A 22,207-nucleotide genomic window follows, 5' to 3' on the forward strand; every position below is an offset into this window, starting at 1 on the left:
TCTATTTCTCATACTTTTCTATGACCTGCTGGGCTGTTTTCCCCTTGGCAAGCCAGTCCACTAATTTGTCCAGACGACGGATTTCCTGCATCAGAGGATCATCAATTTCCTCAATACGAACACCACAAATCTTTCCTGTTATCGTAATCCGTTCAGGAGCATAAGACGGTGCCTGTCGAAAAAAATTTCCATAAGTAAGGTCTTTATTCAGACAAGTGAGGATATCACTCACTTCATAACCTGTCAGCCAACTGGTCACTTGGTGAACGGATTCTGCCCTTCCCCCCTTTCGCTCAACCTTTGCGATCAAAGCTTGATAGACCGCAGAAAATTTCATATTGTATAATTTTTGACTCATACTTCCCTCTCTCTATTATACCAGTATAGAGAAGAAAAAGAAGGCCGTCAAGCCTTCTTAGATTTATTCTTCTTCTTCGTCTTCTGTAAACTGACTGTTGTAGAGGTCAGCGTAGAAGCCTGCTTGCGCCATTAGCTCATCATGATTGCCTTGCTCGATGATATTCCCATCTTTCATGACGAGAATCAAATCAGCATTTCGGATAGTAGACAAGCGGTGGGCGATGACAAAGGAAGTTCTGCCCTCCATCAAACGGTCCATGGCTTTCTGAATCAATTCCTCAGTACGAGTATCAACCGAAGATGTCGCCTCATCCAAAATCAAGAGTGGCGCATCTTTCAGCAAAGCACGAGCGATAGTCAATAGTTGTTTTTGTCCGACAGACAAGGTCACTGTATCGTCCAAGACAGTATCGTAAGCATCTGGTAGGGTCATAATAAAGTGGTGAATCCCTACAGCCTTGCTGGCTTCAATCACGCGCTCATCACTAATACCCTTTTGGTTATAGATGAGATTATCTCGGATAGTTCCTTCAAAGAGCCAGGTGTCTTGCAAGACCATTGAAAAGGCATCATGTACTTCCGAACGCTTCATCTCCTTGGCATCGACACCGTCGATACGGATGCTTCCCTTATCAATCTCATAAAACTTCATCAAAAGATTGACAATGGTTGTCTTACCAGCTCCGGTTGGCCCGACGATGGCAACCTTTTGACCCGCATGAGCAGTCGCCGAAAAGTCATGAATGATGGTTCTCTCAGGAGTATAGCCAAATGAAACTCGGTCAAAGACAACTTGCCCTTTCATATCGCTCAATTGTCTTTCTTTATGAGATTCATCTTCCATTTCCTCTTCAGCTAGGAATTCGAAGACACGTCCCATGGCTGCGCTAGCCTGCTGAAGACTGGTAATCCCTTGAGCGATTTGGGAAAGGGGCTGAGAAAAGATACGAACATAGGCCATAAAGGCAACTATAATCCCGATACTAATCTGCCCATTCAGAGCTAAGGCTGCACCAACGATAATCACCAAGGCATAGCTAAAGTTCCCAATAAACATCATAATCGGCATCATAATCCCTGAAATAAACTGAGATTTCCAGATACTGTCATACAGACGATGGTTTAATTTCGCAAACTCTTCTTTCGTGCTCTCGATAGCATTGTAACTGGTCACTACATTATGGCCAGAGTACATTTCTTCCACATAGCCATTGACAGCTGCCAAATCCTGTTGCTGACTCTTAAAGAAGCCCTGCGATTTGCCCATAAAGACAGACACGAAAGCAAAACCGATAAGGGTTGAAACAACCGTCACCAAGGCTAAAATCCAGTTCATCCCAAACATGGTTACTAAGACTGCTAAAACTAATAAACTAGATGAAAGAACTGTTCCTAGACTTTGATTAAGGGACTGGGCTGCAGTGTCAACGTCATTGGTTACACGAGACAAGGTATCCCCTTGAGAGTGTCCATCAAAATATCTCAATGGTAGGCGATTGATTTTCTCTGCAATGGCTGTTCTCAAACGCTCTGAAAATCGTTGAATAGCTGTTGTAAACAGAAAGGCCTGTAAATAATTTGATAGAAGTCCGATCACATAAATCACGGCCAAAAAACCACCAATAGCTGCAACCGCCGCGACATCCACACTTGTTTCCAGACCACTGGCAATGATATTGGTCATTTCCTTGATGCGGGTTGGACCATATACAGTAATGATATTGGATAGGATTGTTGCTAGAAAGGCGATTAGAAGGGCAAACTGGAGGCCTGCAAGATAGGGTTTACTCTGTTTCCAAAGAGACATTTTCTTATTTTCCATGTTCCAATTCCTCCTTCGATAGTTGTGAATAAGCAATTTCTTGGTAAACTTCATTACTTGCTAGAAGTTCCCTGTGGGTACCTTGTCCCACGACTTTTCCTTGATCCAAGACCAAAATCAAATCTGCATCCATAATCGTTGAAATACGCTGTGCAACGATAAGCTTGGTCATAGACTTGGTTTTCTCTGCTAGCTCTTGGCGTAGGACACGGTCTGTCTTGTAGTCCAAGGCTGAGAAGGAGTCATCAAAGATGAGGATTTCTGGCTTCCGAGCTAAGACACGCGCAATTGCCAGACGCTGTCTTTGACCACCTGAGAAATTGGTTCCTCCTTGGGCTACTTCTGACTCTAAACCCGCTTCCTTGTCTTCGATAAAGTTCTTAGACTGGGCCAATTCCAAGGCTTGCCACATAGCTTGTTCATTCAGTGGTGTTTCTTGACTCTGTCCAAAGTCTAGATTACCCTTGACATCACCTGAAAAGAGAACCGCTTTCTGAGGAATATAACCAACCTTGTTGCGCAAATCATTCAAGTCATAGTCTTGAACATTGACACCGTCTACAAGAATCTCTCCTGCTGACACATCGTAGAATCGTGGAATAAGATTGACCAGAGTTGATTTACCAGAACCTGTTGACCCAATAAAGGCCACTGTTTGACCCACTTCTGCTTTAAAGCTAACATGCTCGATAACCGCCTCCGAATTTGCCGCATAGCGGAAGGTCACATCCTTAAATTCGACCTGACCTTTGAGGTTTTCATCAGCCAGCTGCACTTGAGCAAGATTTTGGATAGAAGAATGCAAATCTAAAACTTGATTAATCCGCTTGGCAGATACCATAGTTCGGGGAAGAACGATGAAGAGTGCTCCCATGAGAAGGAAGCCCATGACAACCTGCATGGCATAAGACATGAAAACAATCATGTCACTAAAGAGAGGCAGACGTGCTATCGGAGCAGCATCGTTAATCACATAGGCCCCAATCCAGTAAATCGCCACACTCAAACCACTTGAAATCCCCATCATGATAGGGTTCAAAATAGCCATAAGACGGTTGACAAACAAATTCAAGCGTGTCAATTCATCATTTGCTGCTGCAAATTTTGCATTTTGGTATTCTTCAGCATTGTAGGCGCGAACGACACGAATACCTGTTAAACTCTCACGAGTGATACTGTTTAGTTTATCAGTCAGCCCCTGAATCAAGGACTGTTTTGGAAAGGCTAGCGTCATCAAAACTGTCGTCATCAAAACGTTGACAATCACCGCCACAAGTACGGCCCAGAGCCAGTATTCTGAATGTCCTAAAATCTTCCCGATAGCCCAGATAGCCATAATCGGACCACGCGTTACCACTTGCAAGCCCATGGTAATCAACATTTGAACTTGAGTAATGTCATTGGTGGTACGCGTCAAGAGACTAGGAATAGAAAATTTCTTAATCTCTATCTGCGAGTAATCCAAAACTCGGTTAAAAATATCACTTCTCAGCCTACTAGTATAAGAAGCCGCCACTCGGGATGCAAAAAAACCAACTGCAACTGCGGATAAGAAGGCTAGAAAGGACATTCCCACCATCATGCTTGCCGGCTGCCATAACTCATCCAAGTTGGTTCCCTGAGTTCCTAGTAAATCAGTGATTTTAGAGATATAGGTCGGCACTTCCAACTCTAGATAAACCGAAAAGCAGGTAAAGAGAATGGCTAGTAAAATCATCCCCCATTCTTTTCCACTAATTCGTTTGGCTAATTTCTTCATTATCTCCTCCTATTCTCTTGATATTTTCCTGTAGTTGAGCAAGGACTTTCTCAAAAATCAGTAATTCATCTTCATCAATGTCTTCCATCAACTGCTTGTCTATGCGTTCAAAAAAGGCCTTAACCTGCTGCATCTGAGAACGTGCTTTGTCCGTCAAACGAACAAATTTTGCCCGCTTATCAACAGGACTCGCCTCCAATTCCACCAAACCATTTTGCACCATACGCTTGACCAAATTACTCGCAACAGATTTGGTAATATTGAGTTCCTGCTCGATATCTTTAATCAAGACCAAGTCTTGGTTTTTCTCACGATTATCCAAAAAACGTACAACCTGACCTTGAGGCCCACCCATAAATTCAATACCACAACGTTTGGCTTCCTTTTGCACCATCAGGTGAATCTGATGACCAAAACGCTTAAAAACTAACATCGGTTTATCCATACTAACTCCTTTCTAACTATCACATTTAGTTCTCCTAGGAACTAAATAAGTTTTCATGAGAACTATTTTATCATTTTCAGAAAAGATGTCAAGACAAAAGTTTCCATGAGAACTATTTTCTTGATTCAAAAAATCCTAAGTGATTTTTTCACTTAGGATCATATTCTCTAGGTTAAATTAGAACCCGTCTACGTTTGTGTAGATTTTTTGTACGTCTTCGTCGTCTTCAAGGACGCTGTAAAGTTTTTCAAAAGTTTCAAGATCATCGCCTGACAATTCCACTTCAGACTGAGGAATCATTTCCAATTCTGTCACTTGGAATTCTTCAATTCCAGACTCACGCAAAGCAACGATAGCCTTGTGAAGGTCAGTTGGAGCTGTGTAAACAGTGATTGTTCCTTCTTCTGCTTCTACATCATCCACATCAACATCTGCTTCCAGCAAGAGTTCAAAGATAGCATCCGCATCTTCGCCAGCAAATACGATCACACCTTTGTTGTCGAAGAGGTATGAAACCGAACCTGAAGCACCCATGTTTCCGCCATTTTTACCAAAAGCTGCACGGACATTGGCTGCTGTACGGTTAACGTTAGAAGTCAAAGTATCAACGATCAGCATAGAACCATTTGGTCCAAAGCCTTCGTAGCGGCCTTCTGTAAAGGTTTCGTCTGTGTTTCCTTTTGCCTTGTCCAACGCTTTATCGATAACGTGTTTTGGCACTTGAGCTTGTTTAGCACGGTCGATAACGAATTTCAAAGCTGAGTTTGATTCTGGATCTGGATCACCTTTTTTAGCTGCTACATAGATTTCTACGCCAAATTTTGCATATACTTTAGAGTTAGCTCCATCTTTAGCCGTTTTCTTGGCTACGATATTGGCCCATTTACGTCCCATTAGGAATCTCCTTTTTTCACATTTTAATCTTTCTTATTATAACACAAGTTTTTTCTATTTTCACTAGAGGAAATGGATTTTATTTTATACTCAATGAAAATCAAAGAGTAAACTAGGAAGCTAACCGCAGGCTGCTCAAAACACTGTTTTGAGGTTGTGGATGGAACTGACAGAGACAGTATCATATACCTACGGCAAGGCTAAGCTGACACGGTTTGAAGAGATTTTCGAAGAGTATTAGCAAATACCGCTAGGAAAGCACTTTGATTGCCAAGATTTCCTTGCCTTCTTTTATCAAGGGGTGACGGAAAAGCGAAAAGTACAGTTGGATGGTCATGGCAACCCAGATAAGGGGTTCGCAAAGGATAACTCCCTTATAGCCTGCCCAAGGGATAATCAAGATTACAAAAGCGATTTTCCCGATTAGTTCTATAAAGCTAGAAACCAGCGGAAGGACTTTTTGCCCCAAACCCTGCAAGCAATTGCGATAAATCAGCAAAAGACTCAAAATAGGATAAAAGGCTGAACTGATTTGCAAGTAGAGACTACCATTTTCTACCAAGTAACCATCCGTCGAACTAGCCAAAAAGGAAACCAAGGCTGGACTGGCAAAAAAGAGGAAGACACAAACAAAAACTGCCCAGGATATACTTAAACGGCTGCCGATTCGAAGACCTTGAACAATGCGGTCTGGGCGCTTAGCTCCTAGATTCTGAGAAACAAAGGTCGTCATCGACGCAGAAATAGCGGTCATAGGAAGAAGGGCGAAAGCCATAATGCGTCGAGCTGCCGTCTGGGCACTAATAATCACTGCACCAAAGGTATTAACAGAAGACTGTAAAATCACACTACCGATGGACACAATTGAACTCATCAAGCCCATAGCCAAACCTTGCTCCAAGAGATCCGCATATAAAGCCTTATTCCACTTAAAGTGTTTGAGCTGAGGAAGTAGCTCAGGTACACTCTTTCGGATATAGTAGAAACAGAGTACCGCTGATAAGCCTTGCGAAATGATGGTAGCAAGTCCCGCGGATTGGACTCCAAGATGCAATTGCGTAATAAAATAGAGATCCAAAACCACATTAACCAAGGCAGAGAAAACCAGAAAGCCAAGCGCAGCCAGACTATCACCAATGGATCTCAACAAACCTGCAAAGAGATTATAGGCAAAGCTGACACCGACACAGGTCACAATCATAGAAATATATTGATAGGACTGAGGAAGGATTTCAGCAGGGGTATCTAGGTACTGTAAAAGAGGATACAAACCAAGAAAGCCCAGCAACATAACCACAATACTCAACAGAGCACCTAAGATCCAGGTAGCTGCTACTGCTTCCTTGATTTTTGTGAAATTCCGAGCCCCGTAATAACGGGCAATAACAATCCCCATGCCATTTCCAACACCAAGAGTAAAACCTACAATCAGGTCAAAAATCGCTGTCGTCGCCCCTACCGCAGCCAAGGATTCTTGACCAAGAAAACGCCCAACAATCAAGACATCAGCAGTGTTATAGAGCTGTTGAAAAATATTTGATAGCAAGATTGGAAAGGCGAAGCTTAAGAGCGAGGGGAGAATCGGACCATGTATCAGGTCCACTGTTCGTTTTTTATTCATAAGGCTATTATATCAGCTTTCTAGAGGAGGAACAAGAAACAGCAAACTATAGTTAATACTCTTCGAAAATCTCTTCAAACTGCGTCAGCGTCGCCTTACCGTAGGTATATGATACTGACTCTGTCAGTTCCATCCACAACCTCAAAACAGTGGTTTGAGCAGCCTGCGGCTAGTTTCCTAGTTTGCTCTTTGATTTTCATTGAGTATAATCTAAAAATTTGAACAAAAAAACGAAAAAGCAGTGGTTTTTCTCCACTACTTTAACAACTTATTCTTCAATTTCGATTTCAAGCTCATCGCCTAGATCAAGCGTTACTTCTTCATTCACAGAATCTGTTTGAACTGCTTCATCTTTTTTGCTTTCAGCAGCTTCTACAGAAGCTTCTTCTCCATCAATCAAACCAAATTGAACACGGACTTGATGGTCAATCTCATCAAAGACTTCTGGGTGATCTGCCAAGTATTTCTTAGCATTTTCAGAACCTTGCCCAATTTTCTCATCCTTGTAAGAGTACCAAGCTCCTGCTTTTTTGATGATATCCAAATCACTTGCAATCTTCAAAAGCTCACCAGTCTTAGAAATCCCTTCTCCGTACATGATTTCAACGAAGGCTTCCTTAAATGGTGGAGCCACCTTGTTTTTCACGACTTTAATTTTAGTTTCTTTACCGACATTGGTATCTTTTTGGTCACCAGTTCCCTTGATTTGTGTGCTTCCACGAACATCCAAGCGAACTGAAGCATAGAATTTCAGAGCACGTCCACCAGGAGTTGTTTCTGGATTTCCAAACATGACCCCAACTTTTTCACGCAATTGGTTGATAAAGATGGCAATTGTTTTGGTTTTATTGATAGAAGCACCAAGTTTACGCATGGCCTGGCTCATCATACGAGCCTGCAAACCAACGTGGCTATCTCCGATATCTCCATCAATTTCCGCACGAGGTACAAGAGCAGCAACTGAGTCGACCACGACAAGATCTACAGCACCTGAGTCAATCAATTTTCCTGCAATTTCAAGACCTTGCTCTCCTGAGTCTGGTTGAGACAAGAGCAATTCGTCAATGTTGACACCAAGAGCCGCAGCATAAGCCGGATCGAGGGCATGTTCCGCATCGATAAAGGCCGCAATCCCACCTTCTTTTTGCGCTTGTGCAACTGCATGAAGGGCAACTGTTGTCTTACCAGATGATTCAGGCCCATAGATTTCGATGATACGTCCCTTAGGATAACCACCTGAACCAAGGGCAATGTCAAGAGCCAAGGAACCTGAGCTCATCACTTGCACCTTTTGCTCGGCACGTTCACCCAAACGCATGATTGATCCTTTACCAAAGTCTTTCTCAATCAATTTAAGAGCATCATTCAAGGCTTTTTCACGTTCAGCCCCGAATTTTTTTGAAATTTCATCTAATTTTTTTGGTTTTTTCGCCATTCTATTCTCCTACATTCTAATAGTCCTCAGACCTGTCTACTATTATATCAAAAGTTAGTCACTTAATAAAGCCTTGCGAACTAGGTTAAAGGCATGCATAACCGCAATGTGACGTACATCTGCTCGGCTTCTGCCTCCAATATTGACCTTGATGACCTCAGTTCCTTGCTCCTGAGCCAAGCCTATGAAGACTGTCCCAGCTGGGTGCCCTTCTAGGCTATCTGGTCCTGCCACGCCAGTCAAACTAATTCCAAAATCAGACTGGGTCTTGATTCGTGCCTGCTCAGCCATCTTCTGAGCTGTAAATTCAGATACCACACCATGTTCTTCCAAATCCTTGGTAGGAATATCCAACATCCTTGATTTTTCCTCCAAGCTATAGGTCACAAAACCACCTTTAAATATACTTGAAGCACCCGGAAAATCCGCTACGCTAGCTTGAAAAAACCCTGCCGTCAAACTCTCTGCAGCCGTGATGGTTTTTCCTTGCCTTTTCAGTTCTTCTACCACAATGCTAGCTAAACTAGTTTCTTCCCCATAGCCATAACAAAGATCTCGTAAAGAAAGTCCTTCAAAGGTTTGGCGATTCAAGATTTGCATTTCCAAGATATCCAGCACTTGATTCGCCTCTTCTTGATTGCTAGCTTTTGTTGACAGACGTAGAGTTACCTCTCCTGTCTTGGCATAAGGTGCCAAGGTCGGATCTGTTTGATTATCAATCAAATCAGCCAAAATCGTAACTAGCTGGCTCTCACCAATTCCAAAGAAACGAAGAACTCTGGAATAGAGCTTTCTCCCTGTCATTAACTTGGGTAGAAGTTGGTTTAAAACCATAGCTTTCAATTCACTTGGTGGACCTGGAAGGACGACGTAGGTCACTCCATTGACTTCCAAAATGCCTCCCACAGCCAGTCCTGTTTCGTTTGGCAGTGGAGTCGCTCCTTCTACAATTTGAGCTTGTCTTTCGTTATTCGGTGTTCGGGCATAGTCTGGTCTCTGGGCAAAAAAGACATCCAACTTCTCCTGTGCCTGAGGATCGAAGACTAATTCTTTCCCTAAAAATTTAGCTAGAGTTTGTTTGGTCAAATCATCCTCAGTCGGTCCCAAACCACCTGTCAAAATCACCAGACTGCTACGTTGACTGGCAATCTCAAGCAGGGATAAAAGACGAGCTTCATTGTCTCCTACAGACGTCTGAAAATATACATCTACCCCAATCTCTGCTAGTTTTTCCGATAAAAACTGGGCATTAGTGTTGACAATCTGTCCTGTCAAAATTTCTGTTCCAACAGCAATGATTTCTGCTTTCATGTTTCCTCCCACCTATCTATTCGTATTTTTTTGAAAAAATCGCAGGAAATTTCCCACGATTGATTTTTTTATTTATAGTAAGAAAGTTAGTTGTCTACGTCACCAACAGGCACCCGTCCAAATAAATCTTCAAATAAGACAACATTTGTTTCAAGCTGAGTGACTTCTTCTTGTTCCAAAGAACGTCTCAAAAGATTCTGCATTTCCAACATGTGGTTTCTCGTAACAATTTGATAAGAAACACCTTGAAGCATCTCTCCTTCACCCTTCAACTGTTGTGTTTCAATAGTTTTAAATGAATCTTTGTAGCCCAATAAGCTTGGAATACTTTTCGCAGATAGATCAATATTAGTCTGCATATTAGTACTTAGGGCTTTTAAGATAGACTGATAGTGACTGACACTATTCAAACTAAGAACCTTTTCAACAACTTTTTGAATGACTTCACGCTGACGCTTTTGACGACCATAGTCTCCTTCTGGGTCTTGATAACGCATACGTGAATAAACAAGCGCTTCTTCTCCATTTATTGTCTGCTCTCCAACACCGATAGAAATGGTGTTAAATTCTTCTTGGTCACTGATAGAGATTGGGAAACCTAGTGTATTATTAACCGTAATACCTCCAACTGCATCTACCAATTGTTGCAATCCTTGCATATTAACCATAATGTAGCGATCAATATGGAGGTTCATCATCTTTTGAATTGTTTCTATCGCAAGTTCTGCTCCACCACCAGCATAGGCAGCGTTTAGCTTCGCTTCTTCAATACTACCATCTTTATGTTGAATTTTAGTCAGGATATCACGTTCCAAACTCATCATCGTCGTTCTCTTTGTGTGAGGGTTAACAGTCAACAGAATCATGGAATCACTATTTCCAGCCCATTGATCTGTACGCTCTACGTTCCCAGTATCAACCCCCATCAAAAGAATAGTTAATGGTTCAGTCGCCTCAATAACATTGGTTTCTTCTCCTATTTTTTTATAGGTTTTTGCCAAAGTCTCTGTACCTTGCTGATAAATAGTATAAGCAAAAACACCGACACCCAAAACTGTCACAGCTAGAAAAGCTAGCACCATTCCAATAATTTTTTTAACCATATTTCTACTAATCTATCAGTTTACCCATCAAGTAAACGTCGATAAAGTCCCCTTCTTCTATGTACGCACCGCGCTCTTGTCTACCTTCAATTACAAAACCATATTTTTGATACAGATGAACTGCAGCTTGATTACGAATTTGGACAGTCAGTTGGAGACGACGCAGAATACCACTAGTCTGCGCCCACTCTATCGCTTCTTCTAGCAAAAAACTTCCCAAGCCATTATTCCAATATCTTTTTCCAATCACAATGAAGAGATCTCCAATATGACGGACTCTCTTGCGCTGGTCAGCTGTAATATTTACAATACCAGCAATTTTATCATTTAAAAATGCAAGTAAGGTTATCTGATTGTTCGAACTAGCTTGCTTGTTGAGGAATATTTCCATCTCCTCACTGGTCAAGAGAATACCATCTCTGTCCAGGCTGGTAAAATCTGTTTCTACACTGACACGATTTAAAAATGTCACTAATTCAGCAGCATCTTTAGGCTCTGCTTCCCTAATGAGCAATTCATACTCCATGTTGAAGCTCCTCTAACAATTTCTCAGCACGCAATCCCTTTGCCTGAAAATTTAAACGGCGTCCGTCTCCTTCTTTTAGAATTTCCAATTCTAAATAATCATCTGGCAAGGCATCTCCTAAGAGATTGCCCCACTCAATAACAGTCGCGCCTCCACCAAAGAGAAACTCATCCAAATCAATAGAATCAGCATCCCCCTCAATACGATAAACATCTAAATGATAAAGCGGAAGACGTCCCTCATATTCTCTCACGATAGTATAGGTTGGACTTTTAATCATCTGAGAAATCTGTAAGCCTTTTGCAAGTCCTTTAGTAAAGGTCGTTTTACCTGCGCCCAGTTCTCCAGTTAAGATTAAAACATCATTCTTTTCTAATAAATAACCCAAACGCTCCCCTAAGGACTGTAACTCTTCTTCGTTTTTAGTGTACATATTTCTATTATACCAAAAAGTTTTATTTTGTGTCTATTTTCCTGCTAAACTTACCATCATAACATCCATAAAAACAGGCTTTCCCTAAAAGAAAATGAGCGTAGCAATGACCAATACAAGATCTCGGAAAATATGACCATAAAAGGAAACTTCCTTTTTAACAGAATTTGGGACAAGATAGGCTGCAAAAAACAAACCCAGTCCAATATAAATCAGAAGTGAGACAATAGTCATTGGATTTCTTAAGAAGAGAAGTGTTGCTAAAATAGTCACCAAAACTGTCTTTTTTCTATCTAGCATAGCAAGCAAATCGCGCATGTATTTTTTCAAGGGTAAAAAAATCAGCAAATCTAGTCCAAATAGGAAAAAGAAGGATGGCAATAAAAAGTCAACTAATTCTTGCTGCAGCGTATTTTTGATGAACAAGTTATCTGACAAGACAAGAACAGCTCCTAACAAATTAATTAAGAGCAGGATACTGTAAAAAAGCTTCACTGACTGCTTACTGGCTAGGACACTATGGACTTCTTGCTTACGAGTATAAAGATAATTTACTCCAGCACAGATTCCTGAAACGAAGACCATACTTCCGATGAAAAAAGCTGTACTTTGTTTAAAGGACAAGATGCATTCTTTCCATAGGAAACAGCTACTCAAACTGATTTGAATTAAAGCTAACAAAAATAAGATTCTCATTGATTTCATCTTTTCTCTCCCTTCCTACCAATCATTATACTAGGAGAAAAGAGAGAACTGTTTCCAATCTTCTCAAATGTCTCTTTAAGACGCTAAACAAACACCAGAGACTAATACTCAATGAAAACCAAAGAGCAACCTGCAGCTAGAGCTGACGTGGTTTGAAGAGATTTTAGAAGAATATAAACTTGAAATAAGACTGATAGTATTAATTTCACTATCAGCCTTACAGGTTATTTAACGTTTCAGAAAAACTATAATATCAAGATTAACTAAACAGTATCTAATTCCTTCAAATAATTTTCTATCTTCATCAACATTAAAGGATTGTTATAAATCTTACATAACTCTCTTGCTTCTAAATAATAATTTTTGACTTGTTCTTTGTCTAGAAATTTGGCTCCAGCATTTCCTATAAGAATAAGTAGGGGAGCCAGTTGGTAGCTTGTCTGTCTTTGTTTACAGAGTTCAATCGTCTCAAGAGCTTCTTGGATGGCTTCGTTATATTTTTCCTTTGACACTAGGTAGTGAGCGTAGTTGTAACGAACTCTGATGTAGCCAAATAAAAACTCTTGATGCTCAAAATTTTTTGTCTGATATAACTCCATCAAATGAGAGTAGTTTGCCTCATATTCTTGTTCACGACCCACTAAGGAATAGAAATTAGATAGAGTATTCAACGCCTTTAAATAAATCAGAGTATTTGAGGAGACTTTTAATAATATATTTTCCAATGAAGAAATTGCCTCACACTTACTGTCATATTGATAGAAGTCAATAATAGCTTTAATCCATTCAAGGTAAGTTCGGTCTTCTAGTGTTAGAAAAGTACTTCGTTCAATCTCTATTCTATAAATATATTCCAAATCGTCATAATTTCTATCATCTAATAGACGAGCAGATAATTGCTTGAAATTAGAGAGGTTAGATTTAATTTCAATTTGTTCATTAAAAAAATAATCTAATGGCACTTCGAGTCGTTGTGAGAGTTTGAACAAAAGGTCTGCGGATGGAATGAAATGCCCTCTCTCAATTTTACTAATCTGACTTTGTTCACAAATTCCTTCTGCAAGAGTTTGTTGGGAGAGACCTAACTCTTTTCTTTTCAATCTGAATTTCTCTGCGAGTGTATTCATTAAAGATAATAATCCTTCCTATTTGCTTAATTTCATTATAAAATTTTTAGTTCAAAATAGCAAGTTAAAGGAATAAAAAAATTCTTCATGGTAATAAACTGTAAAAAAAGTCAAAAATTACATAAAAATGCTTGGCTAAATAAAATATATCTGTTAAAATAATGATAATGAAAAAGAAAAGGGTTTCACGAATGAAGAAAAATTGTGGAATTCAAAAATTAGCTATATTAGCATTACTATGTGTTTTTACATTTAGTAACACAATTCCTTACCAACAGTTTATTCAGAAGAATAAACAATTGGAGATTCGAGTGCAATCGCAAAAGAAGTCCAATGGTCTTGATGTTGGGAAGGCAGATTGATTTCGTATTACTTTAAAATTCAACTATTTAGAGAAAGGTATTCTGATGAGAGCTTGTAACAATACCAGATAGATATAAGAAGGGAGATGTTTGATAAAATGCTTTCATAGCTAACCAACTGTTGAAAATTATGAGTTACAAAATCTAAAGTATTTAAGATTAGTTTATAAAATTAGGTCTCTGCCTGTAGAAAGGAACGTGCAGTTAGAAAGGAGGAAAAAATAGGATACTATAATTCAGACTGAGATTTCTAATTAAAATATGTAGTTGCATCATCCCTTGCCGTTTTGGCATTTAGTTTGGCTCTTCCTGTTTTGGTAGCTTCTCACCGTGGTGGCGAGTGGACCTATGGAGGCTATCATGATCCAAATAATTGGGGAGCAAGTTACATTTGATGCGGGATGGTAAAGAATAATTGAAGAAGATTCTTTTATCAATAGTTTAGTAAGCTTGTTAGTTTATAGAGGGCAGGGGTATTTCTGCCCGCTGTTTTAGAATAAGGAATGCACTATGAAAAAATTATTTATACTCATATCCAACCTGCTTGCTAGTTTGTTCTTTGTTTGGGTATTTACCATTTGGACTGATACATATGTCTCCTATTATTACCCCAACGTTGTTGTACGTGATTCTTCCCCTGAAACAACTTTTCAGCATGTTGCTACACGCTTGGAAAAACTAGCAGAAGAAACGGATAGCTTTATTGCGATTCAACACCAGGATCCTAACTCAGAAGGTACTCCAGTGTTTTCTTATACGACCTTTGGGGACGGAAAGTTGCCTGATGGGCTACAGGAAAAAAATCTAGAAGATGCTCAAAGTAGTAGTGTTGAAACAAACTATTTTGTATTCGATGGGAACCTAGATATTCACTTGCTAAGGGAGGAGCTAAGTCAACTTGGCTTGACTAACATGCACCTGACAATTCCATCTAAACTATCTACGTTAATGGCTATCTTTAGTAACGGATTTCAGTTAATCAGTTTATTGATTTTCATCTTAACCTTTGGAGCACTGACTTTAATTAGTCAAATTAGCCAATTACGGTCGTCGGGCATTCGCCTCATTTCAGGAGAGAAACGGTGGTCCATTTTCCTTAGACCAGTTGGTGAGGATTTGAAAGGGATAGCTGTTGGTTTCAGTTTAGCTGGCGTGCTCGCCATTCTTATGCAAAAAATTCTGTCGCTTCCAACGCAATCCCTAATGACCATAGGAGAAGGCTTGCTCAGTTATAATCTCATCTTGTTGTTGATCTCCCTGTTTTTCGCTCAACTCTTCGCAGTTGGGATAAAAAAGATACACCTGATGCAGATTATAAAAGGGCAAGTGCCTGTCAGAGGAATCATTAGTTTGATTTTAATCGGTCAACTATTAGCGATTATTATTGTAACGCTGGGAATAGGGAGTAGCTTAAAGTATTCCCAAGCCTGGCAACAGCATCGGATTGGACAAGAGGCTTGGAGCCAGGAAAGGCAACTGATTACCCTATCATTCAGCCGTGAAGGAACGAGTCCTGGTTTTGATGAACAAGCTCAAAGGAAACTCAGAACTTGGTATCAATTGATGGATCTGGCTGTTTCAGAAAAAAAGGCTTTCTTATCTAGACACCAGTTAATTGACCGTTCTTTGCAAAATGGCATGGCTTCCTCCAAAAACTTTATAACCTCTACAGAATGGCACGATTACAACCCGAATGGCAATGTCCTTATCGTCACACCGCAATACTTGGAGCGTCAAAACATTCCTGTAGATACAACTATTGAGCAAAAGATGAATCACCTTGATGTAGGGGAGTTTGTCTTATTGCTGCCTGAACACCTCCGTTCAGAGGAAGAACATTATAAATCTGTTTTTGAAGACGACTTAACCAGTCGCATGTCTAGTAAAGATGAACGACAGCAAATGACTGCTACGGTAGGTTATTTGGAATCAGGTCAGGATCGTTTTGTGTATAATACGACCCCTATTTCTTACCAGCAGTTTTTGAAAGATCCAATCATCATTGTTATAACACCCCAATCAGCTGGTCCACAGTCCGTTTTGTTTTGGGTAGACGCAGTACAGAACTACGTTCTCTTTAATCAATTGTCTGATGCCCAGGAGCTTATCCAGAGACAAGGCACTGAAAATTGGGTCTCAGAAATGCAAACAGGTTACCACAACTACATCACATTATTGGATAATATCCAGAGGGAACGTTGGGTAATGCTAGCAGGAGCTGTGCTTGGGATTGCAACTTCAATCTTGTTGTTTAACACTATGAATAGGCTCTACTTTGAAGAATTTAGACGTGCCATTTTTATCAAACGCATTGCAGGTCTCAGGTTCTTAGAAATCCATCGCACTTATCTCTTTGCTCAACTGGGTGTGTTTTTACTTGGATTTATTGCGAGTGTATTTCTTATGGTAGAGATAGTAGTTGCTTTCTTAGTCTCGTTACTCTTTACTGGTCTATCTCTTTTACAGTTACATGTCCAAATGCAGAAAGAAAACAAGATGTCCATGCTTGTTTTGAAGGGAGGTTAATATGATTGAACTTAAACAGGTGAGTAAATCATTTGGAGAACGAGAGTTATTTTCGAATCTTTCAATGACATTTGAGGCTGGAAAAGTCTATGCCTTAATTGGTTCAAGTGGTAGCGGAAAAACAACCTTGATGAACATGATTGGGAAATTAGAATCTTATGATGGGACGATTTTTTACCGAGGTAAAGACTTGGCCAATTATAAATCGAGTGATTTTTTCCGTCAAGAATTGGGCTACCTCTTCCAGAACTTTGGCTTAATTGAAAACCAAAGTATTGAAGAAAACCTTAAGCTAGGTCTCATTGGTCAAAAGTTGAGTCGGTCGGAACAGCGGTTGAGGCAAAAGCAGGCTTTAGAACAGGTCGGCCTGGCTTATCTTGACCTAGATAAGCGCATCTTTGAGTTATCGGGCGGAGAATCGCAACGGGTTGCCTTGGCAAAAGTTATCTTAAAGAATCCACCCCTTATTCTGGCAGATGAGCCAACAGCTTCAATAGACCCAGCAACCTCTCAGTTGATTATGGAGATTTTGCTATCTCTTCGAGATGATAATAGGCTAATCATTATCGCAACACATAATCCGGCAATTTGGGAGATGGCTGATGAAGTGTTCACGATGGATCGTCTGAAATAAAAATCCTTGTTTTTAATTGCACGATGAGTTACTGAAATATTATCATGAATCAATAATTGGAGTTAATTTAGAATTGTACTTTATTAATATTGAGGTAACTTTTTCTTGATAAAGGAAGAAATAGTGGAGAGAAAGTTAGAATGAAAAAATTCGACAATTATATTATTGAGAAGCCTTGCGATTCTAATTCAGATAAACTGCAAAAATCTTAATAATTGAAAGTTTGGTAGATGATATTTTGCAATTTTCTCTCAGAATCAATAATAGTGTAGGAGAGATTTTCCTCCTACAACCGTTTCAAAAGAAAACTATCTTTATTCCATGTTATTTTGAGGAAGATATTGTGAAAGTCAAAGATGATGATGAAGTTGAGTGGGATTTGTTAGAATTTCAAAAATTTAGAGCATTTTTGGCTTAGTAATCTGTGTTGAAGGTTCAAAACCTATGGTAAAAAAGTAGCTTTGAAAACGTATTGCCTCCAAAGATTTAGTTAAATAATGATTTAACACAAAAAGAAATTATTGAAGGTCTGGAAAGATGTTGTTTCAGTATTGAGAAAAGGTGGGAAAAACTTGCGATTTTCACAGAGAAAGGAAGAAAAAGTATAGAAATATAATCAATTGAAACAAGAACAGGACAACAGAACCTTTTGTGCCATATTTTTCTCCTTTCGCTTTACAATTGGCTTGAACACCTTTATTGTATCGCGTTTGGAGTTTTTTTGGTATAACCTTCGACGCGCACCCGCATAGCGGGTGTTTTTTTGTCTCGCACCTAACGGAGCGAGATGAACTAATAGTCACTTAATCAAAAAACGCACCATATCAAAGACTAAAAAGTTTGATATCATGCGTCATGTCTTAAAATACTTGACTATACTTTCTATCCAAATGAACTTTTAACCAATCTCTTTGGCCAATCCACTCTTAAAACCAAAGAGCAATTTCTCGCTTAGCTGACTCTTCTGAATCTGAACCATGTACAACATTTTGGATAACCTCATTTTCTCCAGCAGCTTTTGCAAAATCACCTCGAATCGTTCCTGGTAAAGCTTCTTCTGGACGAGTTGCCCCCATCATAGTTCGCCAAGTTTCAATTACTTTGGGACCAGAAATGATACCTACAAGAACCGGTCCTGAAGTCATAAATTCACGAATCGGTGGGTAAAAACTCTGACCAACCAAGTCCTGATAGTGCTGATCAATCAACTCTTCTGAAACCTTTGTACGCAACTCCAATTTTTCGATTGTAAATCCACGTTGTTCGATGCGTTTCAACACTTCACCTACTAGTCCTCTTTTTACACCATCTGGTTTAATGATAAAAAATGTTTGTTCCATACCCGTCTCCTTTGTCAGCTTTTTTCTTTTATTTTACCACATTTCATGGAAAAATGGAGAAAGTTTTCAGAAAAGAGAAAGAGAACCCGAAGGCTCTCTCATCTGCTTTTATTCTACTGTTTCTTCCACAGTTTCAACGGCAGTATCCACAACTACTTCTGTTGTTTCTTCATTTCCTTCTTCCTCTACTGGAGGATTAAGGTATTCTTCTTCGTTGATAGCATGTGGTTCAAGGTTGCGGTAACGAGCCATACCAGTACCTGCTGGGATGATCTTACCGATGATAACATTTTCTTTAAGTCCAAGGAGATGGTCTTTCTTACCGCGGATAGCTGCATCTGTAAGGACACGAGTTGTTTCCTGGAAGGAAGCAGCTGACAAGAAACTATTTGTTTCAAGTGAGGCTTTGGTAATTCCCATAAGGACTGGACGACCAGTCGCTGGAACTCCACCTGCGATAAGGACATCTTTGTTGGCATCTGTAAAGTCATTGATATCCATGAGAGTACCCATGAGAAGATCTGTGTCACCTGGATCCATGACACGGACTTTACGGATCATTTGACGAACCATTACCTCGATGTGTTTGTCACCGATTTCTACCCCTTGGCTACGGTAAACTTTTTGTACTTCACCGAGAAGATAAGTTTCAACTGACAAGACATCACGGACTGCAAGGAGACGTTTTGGTTGGATAGAACCTTCCGTAAGAGCAGCACCACGCGCTACTTGGTCTCCAACTTCAACACGCATACGAGCTGTAAATGGAACAACATATTCACCTTCGCCAGTTTCACCCTTAACAAAGACTTTCTTGGTACGAGTTGATGCATCTTCTTCGATAGCGGTAACTTGTCCTTTAACCTCTGTGATAACCGCTTCCCCTTTAGGATTGCGGGCTTCAAAGATTTCTTGGACACGAGGAAGACCCTGAGTGATATCGGTATTTGAGGCAACCCCACCCGTGTGGAAGGTACGCATTGTAAGCTGTGTACCAGGTTCCCCGATAGATTGGGCAGCGATTGTACCAACTGCTTCACCAACTTCAACTGCATCACCAGTCGCCAAGTTGATACCATAACAGTGACGGCAGACACCGTGACGAGTGTTACATGTAAATACAGAGCGAATAGTTACTTCTTCCACACCAGCATTAACAATTTCACGCGCTTTGTCTTCTGTAATCAACTCATTTGGACCGATAATCACTGCACCAGTTTCTGGATGTTTAACAGTTTTCTTAGTGTAACGACCATTGAGACGTTCTTCTAGAGACTCGATCATCTCTTTTCCTTCCGCGATAGAACGGATCAAGAGACCACGGTCTGTTCCACAGTCATCCTCACGGATGATAACGTCTTGGGCAACGTCAACCAAACGACGAGTCAAGTAACCTGAGTCGGCTGTCTTAAGGGCCGTATCGGTCATACCTTTACGCGCACCGTGAGTTGAGAAGAACATTTCCAATACCGACAAACCTTCGCGGAAGTTTGAAAGGATTGGCAATTCCATGATACGTCCGTTCGGAGCTGCCATCAGACCACGCATACCGGCAAGCTGTGAGAAGTTTGAGATGTTACCACGGGCTCCAGAGTCCATCATCATAACGATTGGGTTCTTAGGATCTTGGTTGGCAATCAAGCGTTTCTCAAGTTTTTCACGGGCAGCACGCCATTCAGCTGTAACGGCATTGTAACGCTCGTCGTCTGTAATCATACCACGACGGAATTGTTTGGTGATTTGTTCTACACGTTTGTGTGATTCTTCAATGATTTCAGCCTTGTCATCAACGACTGGGATATCGGCAATACCCACTGTCAATCCTGCAAGAGTTGAGTGGTGGTAACCGAGGTTTTTCATACGGTCAAGTAGGGCAGAAGTTTCTGTCGTACGGAAACGTTTGAAGATTTCAGCGATGATATTTCCAAGGTTTTTCTTCTTGAATGGAGGGTTGAGTTCAAGTTTGCTGATTGCTTCCTTGATATCTCCACCAAGTGGCAAGAAGTATTTGGCTGGAACGCCTTCTGTCAAGTTGGCATTGTTTGGTTCTTGCAAGTATGGTAGGCCCTCTGGCATGATGTCGTTGAAGAGGATTTTACCAACTGTTGTAAGCAAGACCTTGTGTTTTTGCTCTTCTGTCCAAGGCTTGTTGAGGCTGTCTGTTGCGATACCAACACGTGAGTGAAGGTGAACATAACCATTACGGTAAGCCATAACCGCTTCGTCACGGTCTTTGAAGACCATTCCTTCACCTTCACGACCAGCTTCTTCCATAGTCAAGTAGTAGTTACCCAAAACCATGTCCTGAGATGGAGTAACAACTGGTTTACCATCTTTCGGGTTCAAGATGTGCTCAGCAGCGAGCATCAAGATACGAGCTTCTGCTTGAGCTTCTTCTGAAAGCGGTACGTGGATGGCCATTTGGTCTCCGTCAAAGTCGGCATTGTAGGCTTCACAGACAAGCGGGTGCAAGCGAAGGGCCTTACCATCAATCAAGACTGGCTCGAAGGCTTGGATACCCAAACGGTGAAGGGTCGGTGCGCGGTTCAAAAGTACTGGGTGTTCTTTGATCACTTCTTCAAGGATATCCCAGATACGCTCGTCTCCGCGTTCCACCAAGCGTTTAGCTGCTTTGACGTTTTGTACAATATCACGGGCAACGATTTCACGCATAACGAATGGTTTAAAGAGCTCGATCGCCATTTCACGTGGCACACCACATTGGTACATCTTAAGAGTTGGACCAACGGCGATAACGGAACGTCCTGAGAAGTCAACACGTTTACCGAGCAAGTTTTGACGGAAGCGTCCTTGTTTACCTTTAAGCATGTGGCTCAATGATTTAAGTGGACGACTACCTGGTCCTGTGATTGGACGACCACGACGACCATTGTCAATCAAAGCGTCAACCGCTTCTTGAAGCATACGCTTCTCATTTTGAACGATGATACCTGGTGCATTCAACTCGAGCAAACGAGCCAAACGGTTGTTACGGTTGATAACACGGCGGTAAAGGTCATTCAAGTCAGATGAGGCAAAACGGCCACCATCCAACTGCAACATTGGACGAAGATCTGGTGGAATAACTGGAAGGATGTTGAGAATCATCCATTCAGGTTTGTTTCCAGACTTGTAAAAGGCATCCAAAACATCCAAACGACGGATGGCTTTGACACGTTTTTGTCCAGTCGCTGTTTTCAACTCTTCTTTGAGTTCAGCAATTTCTTTTTCAAGATCTACTTGTTTTAAAAGGTCTTGGATAGCTTCAGCACCCATCTTGGCAACGAATGATCCATAACCATACTCACGCAAGCGCTCACGGTATTCGCGCTCTGTCATGATAGACTTGTGCTCAAGTGGTGTATCCTTTGGATCAATCACCACATAAGCCGCAAAGTAGATAACTTCCTCGAGGGCACGAGGACTCATATCAAGGGTCAAGCCCATACGGCTTGGAATCCCCTTGAAGTACCAGATGTGAGATACAGGAGCTTTCAACTCAATGTGCCCCATACGCTCACGACGAACTTTCGTACGCGTTACTTCAACCCCACAACGGTCACAAACAATTCCTCTGTAACGAATGCGTTTGTACTTACCACAAGCACATTCCCAGTCTTTTGTAGGACCAAAGATAACTTCATCAAAGAGTCCTTCACGTTCTGGTTTCAAGGTACGGTAATTGATTGTTTCAGGTTTTTTGACTTCTCCATAAGACCATGAACGGACTTTACTTGGAGAAGCTAGGGTGATTTGCATACTTTTAAAACGATTTACATCAACCACTATTTCTTCCCTTTCTAT

General features: G+C 40.8%; 18 protein-coding genes and 1 pseudogene. 4 read left to right on the forward strand and 15 right to left on the reverse strand.

Features of this window, described 5'->3' with window-relative positions:
* Window position 1 precedes the first annotated feature (1 nt).
* The 13 genes from ADI86_RS07840 to ADI86_RS07900 form a co-directional block, all read right to left on the reverse strand.
* Window positions 2-358, reverse strand: coding sequence for a DUF2200 domain-containing protein (locus tag ADI86_RS07840; RefSeq protein WP_049532489.1), 357 nt, complete (start codon window positions 356-358; stop codon window positions 2-4).
* Between the two features lie 63 nt (window positions 359-421).
* Window positions 422-2,182 (reverse strand): ABC transporter ATP-binding protein, encoded by a 1,761-nt coding sequence (locus ADI86_RS07845; RefSeq protein WP_049532490.1) that lies wholly within the window; start codon window positions 2,180-2,182, stop codon window positions 422-424.
* Window positions 2,172-3,941 carry an ABC transporter ATP-binding protein gene (locus tag ADI86_RS07850; protein ID WP_049532491.1) on the reverse strand — a complete coding sequence of 590 codons (1,770 nt, stop codon included), beginning with the start codon at window positions 3,939-3,941 and terminating at the stop codon, window positions 2,172-2,174. Before ADI86_RS07850 ends, ADI86_RS07845 begins: the two co-directional genes overlap by 11 nt.
* Entirely contained in the window at window positions 3,916-4,386 is a 471-nt protein-coding gene (locus ADI86_RS07855; RefSeq protein WP_049532492.1) for a MarR family winged helix-turn-helix transcriptional regulator, read from the reverse strand. Before ADI86_RS07855 ends, ADI86_RS07850 begins: the two co-directional genes overlap by 26 nt.
* A gap of 177 nt (window positions 4,387-4,563) precedes the next feature.
* A complete protein-coding gene (locus tag ADI86_RS07860; RefSeq protein ID WP_049532493.1) occupies window positions 4,564-5,280 on the reverse strand; it encodes a YebC/PmpR family DNA-binding transcriptional regulator in 717 nt (238 codons plus the stop codon).
* Between the two features lie 250 nt (window positions 5,281-5,530).
* On the reverse strand, window positions 5,531-6,901 hold the full coding sequence (locus ADI86_RS07865; RefSeq protein WP_049532494.1) for an MATE family efflux transporter: 1,371 nt from the start codon (window positions 6,899-6,901) through the stop codon (window positions 5,531-5,533).
* Window positions 6,902-7,169: 268 nt separating this feature from the next.
* A complete protein-coding gene (gene recA / locus ADI86_RS07870) occupies window positions 7,170-8,336 on the reverse strand; it encodes a recombinase RecA (protein WP_049532495.1) in 1,167 nt (388 codons plus the stop codon).
* A gap of 54 nt (window positions 8,337-8,390) precedes the next feature.
* On the reverse strand, window positions 8,391-9,647 hold the full coding sequence (locus ADI86_RS07875; RefSeq protein WP_049532496.1) for a competence/damage-inducible protein A: 1,257 nt from the start codon (window positions 9,645-9,647) through the stop codon (window positions 8,391-8,393).
* Window positions 9,648-9,733: 86 nt separating this feature from the next.
* Window positions 9,734-10,750 (reverse strand): biofilm formation/cell division transcriptional regulator BrpA, encoded by a 1,017-nt coding sequence (gene brpA, locus ADI86_RS07880; RefSeq protein ID WP_049532497.1) that lies wholly within the window; start codon window positions 10,748-10,750, stop codon window positions 9,734-9,736.
* Window positions 10,751-10,757: 7 nt separating this feature from the next.
* Complete coding sequence (locus ADI86_RS07885; RefSeq protein ID WP_049532498.1) at window positions 10,758-11,276, reverse strand: GNAT family N-acetyltransferase; 519 nt, start codon at window positions 11,274-11,276, stop codon at window positions 10,758-10,760.
* Window positions 11,266-11,709, reverse strand: a complete 444-nt coding sequence (gene tsaE / locus ADI86_RS07890; protein ID WP_049532499.1) for a tRNA (adenosine(37)-N6)-threonylcarbamoyltransferase complex ATPase subunit type 1 TsaE — start codon at window positions 11,707-11,709, stop codon at window positions 11,266-11,268. Before tsaE ends, ADI86_RS07885 begins: the two co-directional genes overlap by 11 nt.
* Before the next feature lie 84 nt (window positions 11,710-11,793).
* Complete coding sequence (locus ADI86_RS07895; RefSeq protein ID WP_049532500.1) at window positions 11,794-12,414, reverse strand: hypothetical protein; 621 nt, start codon at window positions 12,412-12,414, stop codon at window positions 11,794-11,796.
* A gap of 263 nt (window positions 12,415-12,677) precedes the next feature.
* A complete protein-coding gene (locus tag ADI86_RS07900; protein ID WP_049532501.1) occupies window positions 12,678-13,541 on the reverse strand; it encodes a helix-turn-helix domain-containing protein in 864 nt (287 codons plus the stop codon).
* Between the two features lie 191 nt (window positions 13,542-13,732).
* Here ADI86_RS07900 and ADI86_RS12475 point away from each other — a divergent pair, with 191 nt between their 5' ends.
* The 4 genes and pseudogenes from ADI86_RS12475 to ADI86_RS12350 form a co-directional block, all read left to right on the forward strand.
* Complete coding sequence (locus ADI86_RS12475; RefSeq protein WP_049532502.1) at window positions 13,733-13,903, forward strand: PhrA family quorum-sensing system peptide; 171 nt, start codon at window positions 13,733-13,735, stop codon at window positions 13,901-13,903.
* A gap of 510 nt (window positions 13,904-14,413) precedes the next feature.
* Window positions 14,414-16,429 carry a DUF1430 domain-containing protein gene (locus ADI86_RS07910; protein WP_049532503.1) on the forward strand — a complete coding sequence of 672 codons (2,016 nt, stop codon included), beginning with the start codon at window positions 14,414-14,416 and terminating at the stop codon, window positions 16,427-16,429.
* Between the two features lies 1 nt (window position 16,430).
* Window positions 16,431-17,063 (forward strand): ABC transporter ATP-binding protein, encoded by a 633-nt coding sequence (locus tag ADI86_RS07915; RefSeq protein WP_049532504.1) that lies wholly within the window; start codon window positions 16,431-16,433, stop codon window positions 17,061-17,063.
* Window positions 17,064-17,203: 140 nt separating this feature from the next.
* A pseudogene (locus tag ADI86_RS12350) lies at window positions 17,204-17,361 on the forward strand (competence protein ComA); the annotation flags it as partial.
* Window positions 17,362-17,989: 628 nt separating this feature from the next.
* Here the strand turns inward: ADI86_RS12350 and ndk are convergent.
* Window positions 17,990-18,403, reverse strand: coding sequence for a nucleoside-diphosphate kinase (gene ndk, locus ADI86_RS07925; protein ID WP_000438297.1), 414 nt, complete (start codon window positions 18,401-18,403; stop codon window positions 17,990-17,992).
* Between the two features lie 108 nt (window positions 18,404-18,511).
* Window positions 18,512-22,189, reverse strand: a complete 3,678-nt coding sequence (rpoC, locus tag ADI86_RS07930; RefSeq protein WP_000228740.1) for a DNA-directed RNA polymerase subunit beta' — start codon at window positions 22,187-22,189, stop codon at window positions 18,512-18,514.
* Window positions 22,190-22,207: the final 18 nt, after the last annotated feature.

The sequence above is a fragment of the Streptococcus pseudopneumoniae genome (assembly GCF_001074975.1).
GTDB classification, from domain to species: Bacteria; Bacillota; Bacilli; order Lactobacillales; family Streptococcaceae; genus Streptococcus; species Streptococcus pseudopneumoniae_D.